This window comes from Martinezella sp. CNPSo 3795 (assembly GCF_057784475.1).
Map to the genome: position 1 here is coordinate 650,276 of NZ_JBXSOQ010000001.1, position 16,905 is coordinate 667,180.

A 16,905-nucleotide genomic window follows, 5' to 3' on the forward strand; every position below is an offset into this window, starting at 1 on the left:
TCCTCCCTATGCATTTCCAGTGGCGGCGCGCACCAAGGTTTCCGGCGTGAGCCCCTCGCGCTCGAAAAGGCCAGCGGACAGGCCTTCCTTCATGACCAGCACACGATCCGACATGCCGAGGATCTCGGGCAGTTCGGAGGAGATCATGATGATGCTGAGACCTTCAGCCGCCAATTCGCTGATGAAACCATGGACGGCGGCCTTTGAGCCGATGTCGATACCCTTGGTAGGCTCGTCCAGAATGATGATCTTCGGCTGCGTCGCCAGCCACTTGCCGATGACCACCTTCTGCTGATTGCCGCCAGACAGCGTGCCGACGGGCACGGAAAGTGCGGCAGCGCGCAGATCGAGCCGCTCGGCATATTTGCGGGCGAGAGCGAATTCGTTGGCTGCCTTCAGGAAGCCCTTGCGCGAGGTGCGCCCGAGTGAAGGCAGCGACATATTCTGATAGATCGGCATCGGCAGTGCCAGGCCGTGGCGACCGCGCTCTTCGGGCACATACACGATCCCCGCGCGAATGGCATCCTGCGGCGATCGCACTTGGATTTCCTGTCCGTCGAGCGTCAGGCGTCCGGACAGCGGTTTGGTAATGCCGAAGAGCGATTGGCAAAGCTCGGAACGTCCGGCGCCGATCAAGCCATAGACGCCGAGGATCTCGCCGCGCCGAAGCTTGAAGGAAATATCGCGGAATTCGGTGCGGTGACAGTATTTGTCGACTTCGAGAACGGTTGCACCGATCGTCACAGGCACTTTCGGGAAAGCGTCCTTGACATCGCGGCCGACCATCATACGGACGATCTCATCCTGTGGTGTCAACTTCAATTTGCCGTGGCCGACGGCCCGGCCGTCGCGGAAGACGACGAAATTGTCGGCGATCTCGTAGAGTTCGTCGAACTTGTGGCTGATGAACAGGATGGCCTTGCCCTTTGCCTTCAATCCCTCGACGATGCGGAAGAGATCATCGATCTCCTTGCGGGAGAGAGCGGCGGTGGGTTCGTCCATGATGACGATGCGGGCCTCGATCGACAAGGCGCGTGCGATTGCCACAAGATGGCGCTGCGCGATGGAGAGGTCCTTCAAGCGGGTTGTCGGATCGATCGCGCTTTCCAGCGATTGGAGAAGCTCTTTCGATCGGCTGTTCATCCTCTTCCAGTCGATGGTGCGCCAGGATGTGCGCGGCGCATGGCCGAGGAAGATGTTTTCGGCAACAGTCAGCTCGTCGAAGAGTACGGTTTCCTGATGAATAGCTGTGACGCCGGCATCGATAGCGGCCTGCGCATTCGCAAAGGCCATCGCCTTGCCATCGACGAGGATCTCGCCCTCGTTCGGGCGGTAGATTCCCGTGAGAATCTTGACGAGTGTCGATTTGCCCGCGCCGTTCTCACCGATCAGGGCGGTCACCTTGCCGGGATAGAGCGAAATGCTGACGCCATCCAGCGCCTTGACGCCGGGAAAGATCTGGGAAATGCCGCGCATTTCCAGAATGGCCTGATTGTTCGCGGCTGGTGCGTCCGCGATGGAGCGTTGAAGGACTGTGGTCATCAGCAATGTACCGGATCAATGAAACCAGGTCCGGCGGCTGATGCCGCCGGAGAGCTGCGAGTTCGATTTTCGATCAGAAAACCTTGGAGAACTGATCGATGTTCGAAGCATTGTAGACGAACGGATCGGCCATGGCGGCTTCGCCGTTTTCGCCAACCTTGATCTTGCCCATGCGGCCGGCATTGATCTCGCTGCCCGGCTTGCCGTCGGTCTCGCCCTTGACGAGGCGATAGGCGATCTGCGTTGCGGAATAGCCGAGATCGATCGGATTCCAGATCGCAAATTCCTTCGTCGCGCCGGACTTGATGGCGCCGGCCATTTCGGACGGCAGGCCGAGACCGGTGACATAGACCTGGCCGATCTTGCCGGCATCCTTGACGGCCTGCGAAGCGGCGAGCACGCCGACGGTCGTCGGAGCGACGATGACCTTGACTTCGGGATGCGAGGTCAACAGGCCCTGGGCTTCACGATAGCTCTTGTCGGAGAGATCGTCGCCATAAACGGTCGTGACCAGGTTGAGGCCGGGGAAATCCTTCAGCTGCTTCTTCATCTCGCCGATCCAGATGTTCTGGTTCGTCGACGTCGTCGTGGCCGACAGGATGGCGAAATTGCCCTTGCCGCCGTCGAGGTGATCCTTGGCGAGCGTCAGGCACATCTTGCCGATCAGTTCGTTGGACGAGGGGTTCAGCTGCAGGATACGGCCAGCCTTGGCGACGCCGGAATCCCAGGAGATCACCTTGATGCCGCGCTGTGCCGCCTTCTTCAGGGCCGGAACAACTGCGTCGGGATCGTTTGCGGAAATCGCGATGGCATCGACCCCTTGGGCGATCAGCGAGTTGATGACTTCGATCTGGCCTTCGGCCGTGGTCGAGGTCGGGCCGGTGTAGATCACCTGCACGCCGCCGAGATCCTTGGCTGCTTCCTGTGCGCCCTTGTTGGCGGCTTCAAAGAAGCCGTTGCCCAGCGACTTCACCACGAGGCCGATCTTGATGTCCTTTGCACTGGCCGCGCCGGCGAAAAGCGTGGCGGCGAGCGCGACGCCGATCGCCAATTTCTTTGCAATATTCATGTCACTTCCTCCCAAAGTTAATAGGCATGCTCACCCCACCTGAGCCGCGCGTCTCATGCGACCGACGGGGAATCTTCCTCCTCGGCTTCAGCCGAAACATTTGCAATAATGAGCGAAATGCCCGCATCCTCGATCATGCGCATGGTTTCGGCGGTAACACCGTCGTCGGTGATGATGGTCGAGACCTGATCGAGCGGGCAAAGGATCAGGCTGGAGCGCTGGCGGAATTTGCTTGAATCCACCATGACGACGAGTTCGTCGGCCTGGCGCATGAGCTTCTGCTCGCTCTGGATGACCAGCGCGTCGGCTTCCATGACGCCCAGCGGGCCTACGCCCTGCGCACCGATGAACATGCGCTGAGCATAGAAATTGCGGATCGTATCGTTGTCGAAGGGCGAGAGGATCAGGCTTTGTTCGCGATAGATCGCGCCGCCCGGCACCGTCACGTTATTCTTCGAATGCTTGACCAGGTGTTCGGCGATCGCGAAGGAATTGGTCATCACCTGCAGCCGGAAGGCCGAGATATAGTGAACCAGCTGGAATGTCGTCGTGCCGCCATTGATGATAATGGCGTCGCCGGGATTGCAGAGTTCGGCCGCCTTGCGCGCAATTGCGCGTTTCCTATCGATGTTGACGGCTTCGGATACACGAAACGGCCGCGCGGCCAGATTGCCGAGCTGCGGAGGATGGATCGATTCCGCTCCGCCGCGCACACGCCTGATCTTTCCCTGTACGTGCAGGGCAGCGATATCACGGCGTATCGTCGCTTCCGAAGCCTCGGTCAGCTCGGAAATATCCTGAATCGTCACGACAGACTTTTCCTGTACGGCGCTCAGAATAATGCGATGGCGTTCGCGTTCGTGCATTGGCTCCTCCTTGTCGGCGGTTATTTCGCAAATATGACAATGTGTCAATCATAAACGATCATAAACTTTCATATTGCATCGCAACATTATCGAATTTGATCGTTTTCGATTGACAAGGCGACTATACGTGAGCGATACCCTGCTCACAAAGGGCGGTTCCATCATGATCCGATCTGCCCGAAAGACTTGATTTCAAGGGAGGATGACATGGCGGCTGGCGTTCAGCTTCTGGAAAACCGTTGGGATGATGCACATGCTGATGGGCTCGATGAGCCTGGCAAGCTGCTTTATCGGTCGAATCTGCTCGGTGCCGATAAGCGTATCACCAACTATGGTGGCGGCAACACGTCGGCCAAGGTCATGGAAACCGATCCGCTCTCCGGCGAGAAGGTTAGGGTGCTCTGGGTCAAAGGCTCCGGCGGCGATGTCGGCACCATCAAGCTTGACGGTTTCGCCACGCTTTATCAGGACAAGCTGGACAGCCTGAAGAACATCTATCAGGGCGTTGCAGACGAGGATCGCATGGTCGGCTTCCTGCCGCATTGCACTTTCAACCTCAACGCCCGTGCCGCTTCGATCGATACGCCGCTGCATGGCTTCGTGCCGTTCACCCATGTCGACCACATGCATCCGGATGCCATCATTGCCATCGCCGCCTCGAAGAACTCGCGCGAGCTGACGCGCGAAATCTTCGGCGACGAGATCGGCTGGCTGCCCTGGCGCCGTCCGGGCTTCCAGCTCGGCCTTGATCTCGAAGCCTTCGTCAAGGCGCATCCGAATGCCAAGGGTGTTGTTCTCGAAAGCCATGGCCTCTTCACCTGGGCCAACGACGCCAAGGAATGCTACGAGCTGACGCTCGCGATCATCAACAAGGCGATCGAATGGTTCGCAGCCAAGACCGAAGGCAAGACGATTTTCGGCGGTGCCATCACCCAGAGCCTGCCGCAGGCGGAGCGTCGTGCGATCGCCGCCCGGCTAATGCCTGAGATCCGCGGCCGCATCGGCAAGGCCGAGCGCAAGCTCGGCGATTTCGACGACCAGGATGCCGTGCTCGAATTCGTCAACTCAAAAAACCTTCGCCCGCTTGGCGCGCTCGGCACCAGCTGCCCGGATCACTTCCTGCGCACCAAGATCCGGCCACTGATCGTCGATTTCGATCCGGCCAAGCCTGATGTCGATGCCGTCATCGCCGGCCTCGACAAGGCATTGGAAGATTACCGCGCCGACTACGCACGCTATTACAATGATTGCAAGCATGACAATTCGCCGGCCATGCGCGATCCGAACCCGGTGATCTTTCTCGTGCCCGGCGTCGGCATGCTGTCCTTTGCCCGCGACAAGGCGACTGCCCGTATTGCTGGCGAGTTCTACGTCAACGCCATCAACGTCATGCGTGGCGCCTCCACGGTTTCCGAATATCAAGGCCTGCCTGAGCAGGAAGCCTTCGATATCGAATATTGGCTGCTGGAAGAGGCAAAGCTGCAGCGTATGCCGAAGCCGAAAAGCCTCGCCGGCCGCGTTGCCTTCGTGACCGGTGGCGCCGGTGGCATCGGTCGCGCCACGGCCGCCCGGCTGGTAGGCGAGGGCGCCTGCGTCGTTTTGGCTGATATCGACCAGTCGGCACTTGAAGATACCCAAGCCGATTTTGCCAAGAGATACGGTGCGGATGCCGTGCGCAGCGTTAAGCTCGACGTGACGAAGGAGGATGCCGTTATATCCTCCTTCGCTGAGGCTTGCGTCGAATTCGGCGGTATCGACATTCTGGTCTCGAATGCAGGCATTGCTTCGTCCGCGCCGATCGAAAGCACCGAGCTTTCGATGTGGAACCGCAATATCGATATCCTCGCGACCGGTTATTTCCTCGTCTCGCGCGAAGCCTTCCGGCTGTTCCGCCGTCAGAACCTGGGGGGCAATGTCGTTTTCGTCGCGTCGAAGAACGGTTTGGCGTCCTCGCCGAATGCCGCTGCCTACTGCACGGCAAAAGCCGCCGAGATTCATCTCGCCCGCTGCCTGGCTCTGGAAGGTGCGGAAGCCGGCATTCGTGTGAACACGGTCAATCCCGACGCCGTGCTGCGCGGCTCGAAGATCTGGAACGGCGAGTGGCGCGAGCAGCGCGCTGCTTCCTCGAAGATTGAGGTGGACGAGCTGGAGGAACATTACCGCAAGCGCTCGATGCTGAAGCTCAATGTTTTCCCCGAGGACATTGCCGAGGCGATCTACTTCCTGGCATCGGATCTTTCCGCCAAGTCGACGGGTAATATCATCAACGTCGACGCCGGCAACGCGCAGAGCTTTACGCGGTAGTTGGCCGCACTTCCTTCTCCCCACTGGGGAGAAGGTGGCCCAAAGGGCCGGATGAGGGGGCGCGGCAGATGCAGTTCTATCTTTCGCTCACGCTCAAGATGGTCGTCGCTCCGCTCCTTATCCCCTCATCTGCCCGTTGGGCATCTTCTCCCCGCGGGGGAGAAGAGGGAATAAGCTGATCGAAACGCCGATATTTCGAATAACGCATTGGGAGGAAAGAATGGCCGAATACAGGATCGCGCCCGATCTGGTCGCCGCAGAAAACGACAAGCGCGCCGCCGCATTGAAATCCGATTATGAGGCGCTGGGCGCCACGCTCGCCCGCCGCGGCGTCGATATCGAAGCCGTCACAAAAAAAGTTTCGGAATTCTTCGTCGCGGTCCCGTCCTGGGGTGTCGGAACCGGCGGCACGCGCTTCGCCCGTTTCCCCGGCACCGGCGAGCCACGCGGCATCTTCGACAAGCTCGACGATTGCGCCGTCATTCAGCAGCTGACGCGGGCAACACCAAGGGTTTCGCTGCATATTCCCTGGGACAAGGCCGATGCGAAGGAATTGAAGGCGAAAGGCGATGCACTCGGCCTCGGCTTCGACGCCATGAACTCCAACACTTTCTCCGATGCGCCCGGTCAGGCGCATTCCTACAAATTCGGTTCGCTGAGCCATGTCGATGCGGCGACCCGCGCCCAAGCTGTCGAGCACAACATCGAATGCATCGAAATCGGCAAGGCGATCGGCTCGAAGGCGCTGACGGTATGGATCGGCGACGGCTCCAACTTCCCCGGCCAGACGAATTTCACCAAGGCCTTCGAGCGCTATCTCGCCGCCATGGCCGATATCTACAAGGCGTTGCCAGATGACTGGCGACTGTTTTCCGAGCACAAGATATACGAGCCGGCCTTCTATTCGACGGTCGTGCAGGACTGGGGCACCAACTATCTGATCGCGCAGACGCTCGGCCCCAAAGCGCATTGCCTTGTCGATCTCGGCCATCACGCGCCGAATACCAATATCGAGATGATCGTCGCGCGCCTCATCCAGTTCGGCAAGCTCGGTGGCTTCCACTTCAACGATTCCAAGTATGGTGACGACGATCTCGATGCCGGTGCCATCGAGCCCTACCGCCTGTTCCTCGTCTTCAACGAGCTGGTCGATGCGGAACGGCGCGGAGTGAACGACTTCAATCCGGCGCATATGATCGACCAGTCGCATAACGTGACCGATCCGATCGAGAGCTTGATTTCCAGCGCCAACGAGATCCGCCGCGCCTACGCGCAGGCGCTGATCGTCGATCGCGATGCACTTAGCGAGTATCAGGACGCGAATGACGCGCTGATGGCATCGGAAACGCTGAAACGCGCCTATCGCGCCGATGTCGAACCGATCCTGGCCGAAGCTCGCCGCCGCGCTGGCGGTGCCATCGATCCGGTCGCCACCTACAGGGCGAGCGGTTATCGCCGCAAGGTTGCCGGAGAGCGTCCGGCTTCCGTTGCCGGCGGCGGCGGTATTATCTGAGATTATCGGGTGCCGGCACAAAATGGCGCCGGCACCCGATGCCTATCGCGCCTGCCCCAATTGCTGGAGTTCGGCCTCTCGCCAGGCGGACCAGCGACGCCGCAATTCGCCTGGCCGCAGGCCATAGTTTTCGTCGAGCACCTCGACCGCGAGAATTCGCTCCGTGCGGAAATGCCGGAAGCCTCCACGTAGCTCGCACCACGCCACCAGAATGCGGCTCGTGTCGGAATAACCAAGGATGACGGGCCAGACGATCCTTGTGCTTTCCGCGCTCGCATCGGACCGATAACGCAGGCGAAGTTTTCGTCCTTCGCGGATTGCCGCCCGCAGCATTGGCAGGTCGATGTTTTCCTCTTCGGATTCCTGAAGAAGCGGTTTGGCGCCGACGCTCGGCTCGAGGATGAAGGGGCGCAGGTGCTCGGGCACGATGGCAGTGATCTTGGCAACCACATCGCGTGCGGCATTGGCAAGGGCCTTGTCGGCGCGGCTTGCAACCCATTGCGCTCCGAGGACGACAGCCTCGATCTCCTCCGGTGTCAGCATCAACGGCGGCATTTCGTAGCCGGGCGAGAGGAGATATCCGAAGCCGGCCTCACCCTCGATCGGCACGCGCTGGCCCATCAGATCGGCGACGTCGCGATAGACCGTGCGTTTGGAGACTTCGAGCTCACCCGCCAGCGCGGCAGCGGTCACCGGCCGGCTCGACCGGCGCAATATCTGTATGATCTGAAACAAACGGTCGGCGCGACGCATTCCTGCTGACTCCTGCTGTCAGTATGGTGGCAACAGCCTTATGCAACAAGAGCCTTCGAGCGCCAACGATATGTTCGGCCGGCCTTTTGAAGGAGTATGCGATGAAACTGGCATCCACGCGTCTGATCGCCTCAGACATCAGGAAAATGGTCGGCTTTTATGAGATGGTCACCGGCCATCGGGCCGAGTGGCTGGCACCGGTCTTTGCCGAGATCGTCACCCCCGCGGCGACGCTTGCGATCGGGAGCGTCGAGACCGTCGCTCTGTTCAAGGAGGGCAGTGCCGAGCCCTGCGCCAATCGCTCTATCATCATCGAATTCCAGGTTGATGATGTCGATGCCGAATTCGCAAAGCTAAAGGACATGGTGGAGGTCGTGCACGAACCGAAGCTGATGCCATGGGGCAACCGGGCAGCGCAGATCCGCGATCCCGAGGGTACGCTCATCAGCCTCTACACGCCTGTCACGGACTTTGCGAAGCAGCGTTTTGCTGGACGTTGAGCGATAAGGCGCCGGCGAAATCCTGCGGTTGGGCGATGCCGTCTGCCTGTCGGCATTTCTCGTCTTCAGTCACGCCTTGGCGTCTTGCGAGCGTGACCAACCGACCTAAATAACTGCATATTTGTCATGGTCGTCTGGCAGATTTGAAATCATCTTTCGGCACGACAACCGAAGATGGTCGCAGCCGTGCTTCGTCGATTTGCTTCAGTCGCATGTGCACTTTCGAGTGGCCCGACAGTGGGAATTGGGTATTGTCGCTTGCAACGGCTCGCCTTGATTTGACGGTCGAGGCTGGCAAAAAGCAGAGCCCTGCTGTTGATAGGTGAGGAAAGACGATGACGACTGACATGAACGGTTTTACCGGACGCCTGAAACGCCGCGAGAATGGCGGCATGATCTCCGGCTGGGTCGGCATACCCGATCCGATGCTCGTCAATCATCTGGCGCAGGAAGACTTCGACACCATCGTGCTCGATATGCAGCATGGCATGTGGAACATGGAGTCTGCCGCCAACGGGATTGCCTATGTGCGCCTGGCCGGCAAGCCGGCGATTGCCCGCATTCCCGTCGGCGATTTTGCCTCTGCCTCGCGCCTTCTCGATGCGGGCGCCTCCGCGATTATCGCGCCGATGATCAATTCTGCCGATGATGCGCGCGCGTTGGTGCAAGCGACGAAATATCCGCCGCTCGGTGAGCGGAGCTGGGGGCCATCGCTGGCGCTCAATCATTTCGGCCTGCCAGCTGAAGATTATCTGCAGAGCGCCAACAGCCTGACCGCCACCATCGCCATGGTGGAAACCCGCATGGCACTCGATGCGATCGACGAGATTCTCGCGGTCGACGGCATCGATGGTATCTTTGTTGGCCCGTCCGATCTTTCGATCGCGCTTTCGAACGGCGCCCGTCTTGCACCCGATAGCGCCGCGATCGATCAGGCGCTTGCAACCGTGCTGGCACGCTGCCGCGCCCACGGCAAGGTCATTTGCGCCTTCGGCGGCGATGGCGCCCGCGCCGGGGAATATCTGAAGCTTGGCCTCGATCTGGTTATCGCCGGCACGGAAACGGCGCAGCTGCGCGCCGGCGCCCGCACGGCCATTCAGGCTGCGCGAAAAGGCGCTGATTCATAATCGGCTGAGATAAAAGCTGCCCGAGGTATCCCACGGGCAGCGGTGGTTGCGCTAGAGCCGGATGATTTAGGTCTGTTCAACCTAAAATCTGGATCCGCTCTAGTTCACCAGCTTTACATAGCAGGGCCGATAGGTCTCGGTACCGCAGCCGCCACCGACCGCTTGTGCCGGCGTGATTGTGTTTTGGATGGCGATTGCCGCGAGCGCGACGGCGATGATTGTCAAAACAGTTTTGGTGTATTTGTCCATGAGTTTCCCCTAATGATAGAATGACTAACGATATGCATCTTAAAATTGCTTTTCTGAATGCGGGCTGAATACAGATGCTCAAGGTTGTGCCCCGATGTCGGGTGATACTATCGGATAACAGCCCAAACACGACCTTCCCCCCTTGTCGACTTTGATCGCAGCCTGCGCTTGCATCGTCACCCGCCTGCGGGCATTCTCGCTCCGACATGGCGGAGCGGAATGATTTGTCGAAGGTGCAGGGATTGGCGGCGGGGCGCGGCTTGCGTCGCGAAGTAGGTCAGCGCGTGACCTTGCGGACCGTTGCTACGGCTCTCGGTCTTTCGGTCACGACGGTCAGCCGTGCCCTTAAGGAGGGCGCAGAGGTCAATCGCGAGACCATCGAACTGGTCAAGCGCGTTGCGGGCGAGCTTGGCTATCGTCCCAATCTCGGTGGCATCAATCTGCGCACCGGCAAAACCCACGCCATCGGCATCGTGCTGCCTTTCGGGCGTGAGGGCGAGATGAACATTGTCGTTGCCTCGCTGATCGAAGGCGCTTCGCGCTATATGAAGTCGCGAGGGTACCGAACGACAATCGTCCCGCAGCTCCAGGCAGATGATCCACTCGCGACGGTGCGCGATATCGTCGAGGAGGGATCGGTCGACGGCGTCATCATCACGCATACGACACCACAGGACGATCGCGTCAAATACCTGCTTGAAGTCGGCATGCCTTTTGTCACCTTCGGGCGGACGGAGCTCTTGAGCGTTCATCCGAGCATCGATCTCGATCATGAAGTGATCGGCGCAGAGGCTGCACGCCTTCTGCTCGATGCCGGCCACCATATGCCGCTGCTGATCGCGCCCAACCAGCAATTCACCTACAGCCTGCAATTCGTAAGAGGGTGGCGCAGGACTTTTGCCGAGCATCATCTCGATGTGCCTGATGATGGCATCCATTTCACCACGGCGACACCCGACAATGGTCGCGAGATGGCAAAGCACATAGCAGCGCAGAATCCCGCAGCGACCGCCGCTTTCGTTGCCAGCGAGGAGGCAGCTCTCGGTTTCCTCGCCGGCTTGCGCGATGCCGGGCGGCAGGCCGGCAGTGATTTCGCGCTGATTACCTATGGCGGCACCGCACTGCCAGATTTCTTCAACCCGCCTTTGAGTACCTTTCACTATTCGAACCATGCCATAGGCGAGCGATTGGCGGCCTTCCTGCATCGGGCAATCGCCGGCGAAAATCCGGCCGATCTGCGCGAAGTCGTCCAAGCCGCCTTCGTCGATCATCAAAGCCAGTCACGTCACGCTTGAAAAATATTGCTGCTTGCAGGATGAGCAGGCGGCGAGAAGGTATTCGTAACGTTACGAATTTGCAGATTGCGCAATATTGAAACGTTAGTCGGCCAGAAAATCGCTGATTGACAGTCTTCCTCTTTTCCATAATCGTAACGTTACGAATTGCCGATTTCGAGTGAGGAAGCTCATCGGCAAGGCACATTGTTCAGGCGTGGAGGCCTCGCCGCGCGCGGCTTCACGCATTGTAAGGGGAGGATGACGTGAGCGACGGATCGCTTTTTTTCGGATCGCCTATTTGGACCTTCAATTGGAACCCGCCGTATCAAGCGCCGTTGCGGCGGCTCGCTGCGACAGGCTGCAAGGGATTTGAGCTCACCGCCTGGTCGGTGGACATGTTGAGCTACTACACGCGCGAAACCATCCGCGAGTTGAAGCAGATTGCAGACGGAGAGGGGCTGGTGCTCACCAACTTCTTCTTCAATCTACCCTTCAGCCGCGCAGCAAATGCTGCCGTCTCGACAGTTGACCTCGATGGCTACAGGCGCGGCATGGAAGTCGCCGCCGCGATCGGCACGCCGATCGTTACCAGCATGACACCCTATCCGTTTCAGTCCGAGGTCAGGCCGATCCTGCAGCGGCCGATCTCGCAGGAGTGGGGCGCGGCAGTCGAACCGCAATGGGATTGGACGGGTGAATATGAAGCCGTCGTGGAGGGTTTTATCCGGGCTTGCGAGATTGCCGCCGCCGCGGGTCTCAAGGTCGCGATCGAGCCGCATCCTTATCGCTGGGTCAGCTCCGGTCAGGGCATGCTGCGGCTGATCGAGCGCACCGGTGCCGCCAATCTCGGCCTGAACTTCGACCCGAGCCATCTCTTTCCGGCCGGCGACATGCCGCATTACGTCGTGCTGGCGCTCGGCGATCGGATCTTCAACACGCATTTTTCCGATAATGAAGGGCACACCAACGCCCATTGGCGCCCGGGGCGCGGCAAGATCGATTGGAAGGCGATTTTCGCGGCACTCAAGACCATCGGCTATTCCGGCCCGATCACGCTGGAGCTGGAAGACGCGCCGGGTGCATCGCATTGGACCCATTTCCGCGAAGCGACGACGGAATTCGATGACGAGATGCGCCGTGGCATGAGCTATCTGCGCGCCGCTGCCGCCGAACTCGATATCACCATTTCCTAGAGGCAAGCCAATGAGCAACGAACCCATGAAAGTCGGCATTGTCGGCGCCGGCAATATCAGCGCCACCTATGTTGCGACCCTGCATATGTTTGATTTCATTCGCGTGAAGTCTGTTTACGATCTTTATCAGGAGCCTGCCCGCAAGCTCGCCGAGCAGTTTGGCATCGAGGCCGTTGCGCTCGATACGATGCTTTCCGATCCGGAAATCGGTCTCATCATCAACCTGACGACGCCGGTCTCGCATTATGCCATCAGCAAGAAGGCGCTGCTTGCCGGCAAGCATGTCTATTCGGAGAAGCCGCTTGGCGTCTCCATGGGCGAGGCGGAGGAGTTGATGGCCATCGCGCGGGCAGGAGACCTGCGGCTCGGTTGCGCTCCCGACACCTTCCTTGGCGGCGGTCACCAGTTGACACGGCGCTTGCTCGATGAAGGGCGCATCGGCAAGACGATTTCGGCCACCGCCATGCTGCTGTTGCCGGGTCATGAGCATTGGCATCCCAACCCAGACTTCTTCTACGGCCGCGGCGGCGGGCCGATGCTCGATGTCGGTCCGTACTACGTGACGAACCTCATCGCCTTGCTCGGCCCCGTGCGCGAGATCTTTGGCACTGCGAAGATCACCCGCATCGAACGCACGGTGAAGACTGATCCGCGTCGCGGCGAGACGATTAAGGTACTGGTGCCGACCCATCTGACGGGCGTTATGGAGTTCCATAGCGGTGCGACCGTCACCATTGCCACCAGCTTTGATGTTATCAAGCACAAGCACAATCAGATCGAGCTTTACGGTTCGGAAGGTACTATGGTGACGCCGGATCCAAACAATTTCAGCGGCAAGGTTGAGATATTTCGCGATGGCGATGAGGCGTGGAGGGAGATCCCCGTCGATCACCCCTATACGGAAGGTGTGCCAGGTCATCTCGGTCTGCGCGGATTGGGCGCGGCGGAGATGGTGGATTCCCTTCGCTCGGGACGTCAGCATCGGGTATCGTCGGAACTAGCTTTCCACGCCCTTGAGGTGATGACGGCATTCGAGCGTTCGGCGCAATCGCGTTCTGTGGTTGCAATCCACAGTAGTTGCGGTCGGCCCGATCCAATACCGCGCGCAATAAATGAGGGACGTTTCTCATTGAGTGCGCTATAGAGTTGAGAAAATGCGGTCCTTTTGGACTGCGGGCTTGACGAAGGGGCAATGCCTGAGGAAGCATTGCTCACGTGCTGCAGGGAACGGAGGCCCTGCCGCACAGTTTTGGAGGATCAGGAGATTCGGCATCCGGTGTCTGGAGACGGCGGCGGCTGAGGAAAGGCGTTTGAAGAACGCCCTCAAAGGAGGAGGAACGCATGCGCAAATTGATGATGGCATTGGTCGGCGCTACGGCGCTGGTCGCGGCGAGCGTGACCGGCGCTCTGGCCGAAGGCAAGAAGGCCGAAGTTCTGCATTGGTGGACTTCGGGCGGTGAAGCCGCAGCCGTGAAGGAGCTGGCCAAGGCCTTCAACGCTGCAGGCGGCGAATGGGTGGATACCGCAATTGCCGGCTCCGGCTCGACTGCTCGTCCGATCGGCATCAACCGCATCATCGGCGGCAATCCGCCGACGGCCATGCAGTTCAACACCGGCACGCAGATGAACGAACTGGCCCAGCAGGGCCTGCTGCGGCCGCTCGACGATCTCGCCAAGGAGCAGGATTGGAAATCGGTTCTGACACCATCTTTCTATCAGGCCATCCAGTTCCAGGATCATATCTATGGCGCTCCCATCAACGATCACGGCCAGAATTGGGTCTTCTATTCCAAGGCCGTTTTCACCAAGGCCGGCGTGACGGAAGAGCCGAAGACCTGGGATGAAATGTTTGCCGCGCTCGACAAGATCAAGGCTGCCGGCCTGATCCCGGTTGCCGTCGGCGGTCAACCTTGGCAGCTGCAGTCGATGTTCAACGCCATCCTGCTCGGCGAGGGCGGGAAGGATCTCTATGCTAAAGTCTGGAAGGATCTCGACACGGATGCCGTCAAGTCCGACCAGTTCAAGCATGTGGCGGAAGTCTTCGCCAAGCTCCGCAACTATCAGGACCCTGGCAGCCCGAACCGCGACTGGAACGTCGCGACCGGCATGCTGATCGACGGCAAGGCCGGCATCCAGTTCATGGGCGACTGGGCCAAGGGTGAATTCATCCATGCCGGCCTCGTCGCCGACAAGGATTTCGGCTGCATCCTCGGACCTGGCGAATCCAACTTCATGATGGGCGGCGACATTTTCGTCTTCCCCGTTCTCAAGGATAAGACGGCGACCGACGCCCAGACCCTGCTCGCTACCGTCATCATGTCGAAGGAAGGCCAGCTTGCCTTCAACTCCAAGAAGGGTTCGGTGCCCGTGCGTCTCGACGTCGATACGTCAAAGCTCGACGCTTGCGCCCAGAAGGGCCTGAACGCACTCAAGGATCCGAGCCGCCAGATCCTGGCACCCGACGTGCTGACCCCTCAAGATATCGTCCAGACCGAAGGCGATCTCATTGCTCAATACTGGACGACGCCCAGCATGACGGCGGACCAGTTCGCCACGCAGTTTGCCCAGGTCATCGAACAGGCCAAGTAAGCTTCGATCGACATCCATGCGGCGGCAGGTGAGCCTGCCGCCGGTTTCCATGAATGCTGAGGAGGAGCGCGTCCATGAGCAGCCCCAATACGAGCGCCACTGCTGCAAAAGCGGCTGTCGCACCTGCGAGCGTCAGCCGCAGGAGGATACATTTTTCGCCCTACGTGGCCCTGTTTCCAGCCTTCGCCATCGTGCTTCTGGCCTATGTCGTCACCGTCGTCTGGAACATCTGGATATCGTTCACGGACAGCAAGGTGCTGCCGGTCAACACTTTCGTCGGCACGAAGCAGTATGAGCGGTTGTTTTCGACGGCGCGCTGGCTGCTGTCGCTGCAGAACGTCGTCGTCTTCGGCATTCTCTTCATTGCCGGCTGTCTGATCCTCGGCTTTCTTCTCGCCGTCGCGCTCGATCAGAAGGTCCGTTTCGAAAACACCTTCCGGACGATCTTCCTCTATCCCTTTGCCATGTCCTTCATCGTCACCGGGCTGGTCTGGCAGTGGATCATGAATCCGACGCTCGGCCTGCAAAAGGTTGCCGACAGTGTCGGCTTCACCTGGTTCCGCTTCGACTGGATCGTCCAGAGCGATCTCGCGCTCTACGTCATCGTGCTTGCCGGTGTCTGGCAATCTTCCGGCCTCGTCATGGCGATCATGCTTGCGGGCCTGCGCGGCGTCGACCGGGAATTGTGGAAGGCGACCCGCATCGACGGCATACCGAGCTGGCGCGTTTACCTGCATATCGTCATCCCGATCCTGAGACCGACCATCATCACCGCCAGCGTTCTTCTGGCGATTGCGGTTGTGAGGGTTTACGAACTGGTTCTGGCGACGACCGGCGGCGGTCCGGGTATCGCGACCGAAGTGCCCGGGAAATTCATCATGGATTACCTCTTCGGGCGCGGCAATATCGGCCTTGCAACCGGAGCATCGACCGTGATGTTCATCACGGTGGTTATCCTGGTGACGCCCTGGCTCTATTATGAATATTTCCGTGAAAAGCCGAGGGGGAACTGATGACGACGCCATCTTCCGTCACTGGTGCCATGCAGGGTCCGACCGGCCGCAAGCCGCAGCATCTGACCCCAGGACGCATCGGCCTTTATCTCTTTCTCGTCATCGCGGCCCTGTTCTTCCTGCTGCCGCTCTATGTGATGCTTGTCACCTCGTTCAAATCCATGCCGGAGATCCGTCAGGGCAATATCTTCGCCTTTCCGCAAATGTGGACTGCGGATGCCTGGATACAGGCGTGGAGCACGGCCTGCACCGGACTGGAATGCGGCGGCATCAGCGTCGGCTTCTGGAATTCGGTGAAGATCCTGATCCCGAGCATGATTTTGTCGATCCTGATCTCGTCGCTGACCGGCTATGCGCTATCCTTCTGGCGGGTCAAAGGGGCAAACGTGCTCTTTGCCATCCTGCTGCTCGGCGCCTTCATACCGTACCAGGTGTTCATCTATCCGCTGGTTCTGATCTATCGCGACGTGGGCATCTATTCGACGTTGCCCTGCATCATCATCACCCACACAGTCTTCGGTCTGCCGGTGCTGACGCTGCTTTTCCGCAACTATTATTCGAGCCTGCCGATGGAGCTCTTCAAGGCAGCTCGCATCGACGGCGCGGGGCTGTGGCAGATCTTCTTCCGGCTGATGATCCCGATGTCGATCCCGATCCTGGTGGTCGCGGCGATCCTGCAGGTGACCGGCATTTGGAACGATTTCCTCTTCGGCGTCGTCTTCGCCGGCCGAGAAAACTTCCCCATGACCGTGCAGCTCAACAACATTGTCAACTCCACCCAGGGTGAGAAGCTCTACAACGTCAACATGGCGGCGACCATCCTCACCGCCCTGGTTCCGTTGATCGTCTATTTCGGCTCGGGCCGCTGGTTCGTGCGCGGTATCACCGCCGGCGCAGTCAAGGGATAGTT

General features: G+C 59.5%; 15 protein-coding genes. 10 read left to right on the forward strand and 5 right to left on the reverse strand.

Annotated features, from left to right (window positions below; genetic code table 11):
* Nucleotides 1-6: 6 nt before the first annotated feature.
* The 3 genes from AC13QY_RS03035 to AC13QY_RS03045 all read right to left on the reverse strand — a co-directional run bounded on the left by AC13QY_RS03035 (nt 7) and on the right by AC13QY_RS03045 (nt 3,477).
* Entirely contained in the window at nt 7-1,542 is a 1,536-nt protein-coding gene (locus tag AC13QY_RS03035; protein WP_113351025.1) for a sugar ABC transporter ATP-binding protein, read from the reverse strand.
* 73 nt (nt 1,543-1,615) lie between these two features.
* On the reverse strand, nt 1,616-2,611 hold the full coding sequence (rhaS, locus tag AC13QY_RS03040; protein WP_075853916.1) for a rhamnose ABC transporter substrate-binding protein: 996 nt from the start codon (nt 2,609-2,611) through the stop codon (nt 1,616-1,618).
* A gap of 53 nt (nt 2,612-2,664) precedes the next feature.
* A complete protein-coding gene (locus AC13QY_RS03045) occupies nt 2,665-3,477 on the reverse strand; it encodes a DeoR/GlpR family DNA-binding transcription regulator (RefSeq protein ID WP_113329757.1) in 813 nt (270 codons plus the stop codon).
* Nucleotides 3,478-3,684: 207 nt separating this feature from the next.
* Here AC13QY_RS03045 and AC13QY_RS03050 point away from each other — a divergent pair, with 207 nt between their 5' ends.
* Together AC13QY_RS03050 and rhaI are read left to right on the forward strand one after the other, a co-directional pair.
* Nucleotides 3,685-5,781, forward strand: a complete 2,097-nt coding sequence (locus tag AC13QY_RS03050) for a bifunctional rhamnulose-1-phosphate aldolase/short-chain dehydrogenase (RefSeq protein ID WP_113350502.1) — start codon at nt 3,685-3,687, stop codon at nt 5,779-5,781.
* A 220-nt stretch (nt 5,782-6,001) separates the two neighbouring features.
* Nucleotides 6,002-7,294: an L-rhamnose catabolism isomerase gene (gene rhaI / locus AC13QY_RS03055; RefSeq protein ID WP_488492719.1), complete on the forward strand. Its 1,293-nt coding sequence runs from the start codon at nt 6,002-6,004 to the stop codon at nt 7,292-7,294.
* A gap of 42 nt (nt 7,295-7,336) precedes the next feature.
* Here rhaI and AC13QY_RS03060 read toward each other — a convergent pair whose 3' ends face one another.
* Nucleotides 7,337-8,047, reverse strand: a complete 711-nt coding sequence (locus AC13QY_RS03060; protein ID WP_113350500.1) for a helix-turn-helix transcriptional regulator — start codon at nt 8,045-8,047, stop codon at nt 7,337-7,339.
* A 101-nt stretch (nt 8,048-8,148) separates the two neighbouring features.
* On the opposite strand from AC13QY_RS03060, the gene AC13QY_RS03065 reads away from it, so the two are divergent.
* Entirely contained in the window at nt 8,149-8,547 is a 399-nt protein-coding gene (locus AC13QY_RS03065) for a VOC family protein (RefSeq protein WP_113350499.1), read from the forward strand.
* 335 nt (nt 8,548-8,882) lie between these two features.
* Entirely contained in the window at nt 8,883-9,674 is a 792-nt protein-coding gene (locus tag AC13QY_RS03070) for an HpcH/HpaI aldolase family protein (protein WP_113329762.1), read from the forward strand.
* 99 nt (nt 9,675-9,773) lie between these two features.
* Here AC13QY_RS03070 and AC13QY_RS03075 read toward each other — a convergent pair whose 3' ends face one another.
* Nucleotides 9,774-9,923, reverse strand: coding sequence for a hypothetical protein (locus AC13QY_RS03075; RefSeq protein WP_015342612.1), 150 nt, complete (start codon nt 9,921-9,923; stop codon nt 9,774-9,776).
* A gap of 233 nt (nt 9,924-10,156) precedes the next feature.
* Here AC13QY_RS03075 and AC13QY_RS03080 point away from each other — a divergent pair, with 233 nt between their 5' ends.
* The 6 genes from AC13QY_RS03080 to AC13QY_RS03105 all read left to right on the forward strand — a co-directional run bounded on the left by AC13QY_RS03080 (nt 10,157) and on the right by AC13QY_RS03105 (nt 16,903).
* Complete coding sequence (locus AC13QY_RS03080) at nt 10,157-11,218, forward strand: LacI family transcriptional regulator (RefSeq protein ID WP_233788593.1); 1,062 nt, start codon at nt 10,157-10,159, stop codon at nt 11,216-11,218.
* Between the two features lie 245 nt (nt 11,219-11,463).
* Nucleotides 11,464-12,393, forward strand: coding sequence for a sugar phosphate isomerase/epimerase family protein (locus tag AC13QY_RS03085; protein ID WP_113329764.1), 930 nt, complete (start codon nt 11,464-11,466; stop codon nt 12,391-12,393).
* A gap of 10 nt (nt 12,394-12,403) precedes the next feature.
* Entirely contained in the window at nt 12,404-13,537 is a 1,134-nt protein-coding gene (locus tag AC13QY_RS03090) for a Gfo/Idh/MocA family protein (protein ID WP_113350497.1), read from the forward strand.
* 197 nt (nt 13,538-13,734) lie between these two features.
* A complete protein-coding gene (locus tag AC13QY_RS03095; RefSeq protein WP_233788581.1) occupies nt 13,735-14,982 on the forward strand; it encodes an ABC transporter substrate-binding protein in 1,248 nt (415 codons plus the stop codon).
* Nucleotides 14,983-15,056: 74 nt separating this feature from the next.
* Nucleotides 15,057-15,995, forward strand: a complete 939-nt coding sequence (locus AC13QY_RS03100) for a carbohydrate ABC transporter permease (protein ID WP_113329766.1) — start codon at nt 15,057-15,059, stop codon at nt 15,993-15,995.
* Nucleotides 15,995-16,903, forward strand: coding sequence for a carbohydrate ABC transporter permease (locus tag AC13QY_RS03105; RefSeq protein WP_069614645.1), 909 nt, complete (start codon nt 15,995-15,997; stop codon nt 16,901-16,903). Before AC13QY_RS03100 ends, AC13QY_RS03105 begins: the two co-directional genes overlap by 1 nt.
* The last annotated feature ends 2 nt before the right edge of the window (nt 16,904-16,905 follow it).

What these genes read in the sequence shown, in the direction of transcription:
- AC13QY_RS03035 (WP_113351025.1), bottom strand. Translation starts at nt 1,542, where the DNA reads ATGACCACAGTCCTTCAACGCTCCATCGCGGACGCACCAGCCGCGAAC.
- rhaS (WP_075853916.1), bottom strand. Translation starts at nt 2,611, where the DNA reads ATGAATATTGCAAAGAAATTGGCGATCGGCGTCGCGCTCGCCGCCACG.
- AC13QY_RS03045 (WP_113329757.1), bottom strand. Translation starts at nt 3,477, where the DNA reads ATGCACGAACGCGAACGCCATCGCATTATTCTGAGCGCCGTACAGGAA.
- AC13QY_RS03050 (WP_113350502.1), top strand. Translation starts at nt 3,685, where the DNA reads ATGGCGGCTGGCGTTCAGCTTCTGGAAAACCGTTGGGATGATGCACAT.
- rhaI (WP_488492719.1), top strand. Translation starts at nt 6,002, where the DNA reads ATGGCCGAATACAGGATCGCGCCCGATCTGGTCGCCGCAGAAAACGAC.
- AC13QY_RS03060 (WP_113350500.1), bottom strand. Translation starts at nt 8,047, where the DNA reads ATGCGTCGCGCCGACCGTTTGTTTCAGATCATACAGATATTGCGCCGG.
- AC13QY_RS03065 (WP_113350499.1), top strand. Translation starts at nt 8,149, where the DNA reads ATGAAACTGGCATCCACGCGTCTGATCGCCTCAGACATCAGGAAAATG.
- AC13QY_RS03070 (WP_113329762.1), top strand. Translation starts at nt 8,883, where the DNA reads ATGACGACTGACATGAACGGTTTTACCGGACGCCTGAAACGCCGCGAG.
- AC13QY_RS03075 (WP_015342612.1), bottom strand. Translation starts at nt 9,923, where the DNA reads ATGGACAAATACACCAAAACTGTTTTGACAATCATCGCCGTCGCGCTC.
- AC13QY_RS03090 (WP_113350497.1), top strand. Translation starts at nt 12,404, where the DNA reads ATGAGCAACGAACCCATGAAAGTCGGCATTGTCGGCGCCGGCAATATC.
- AC13QY_RS03095 (WP_233788581.1), top strand. Translation starts at nt 13,735, where the DNA reads ATGCGCAAATTGATGATGGCATTGGTCGGCGCTACGGCGCTGGTCGCG.
- AC13QY_RS03100 (WP_113329766.1), top strand. Translation starts at nt 15,057, where the DNA reads ATGAGCAGCCCCAATACGAGCGCCACTGCTGCAAAAGCGGCTGTCGCA.
- AC13QY_RS03105 (WP_069614645.1), top strand. Translation starts at nt 15,995, where the DNA reads ATGACGACGCCATCTTCCGTCACTGGTGCCATGCAGGGTCCGACCGGC.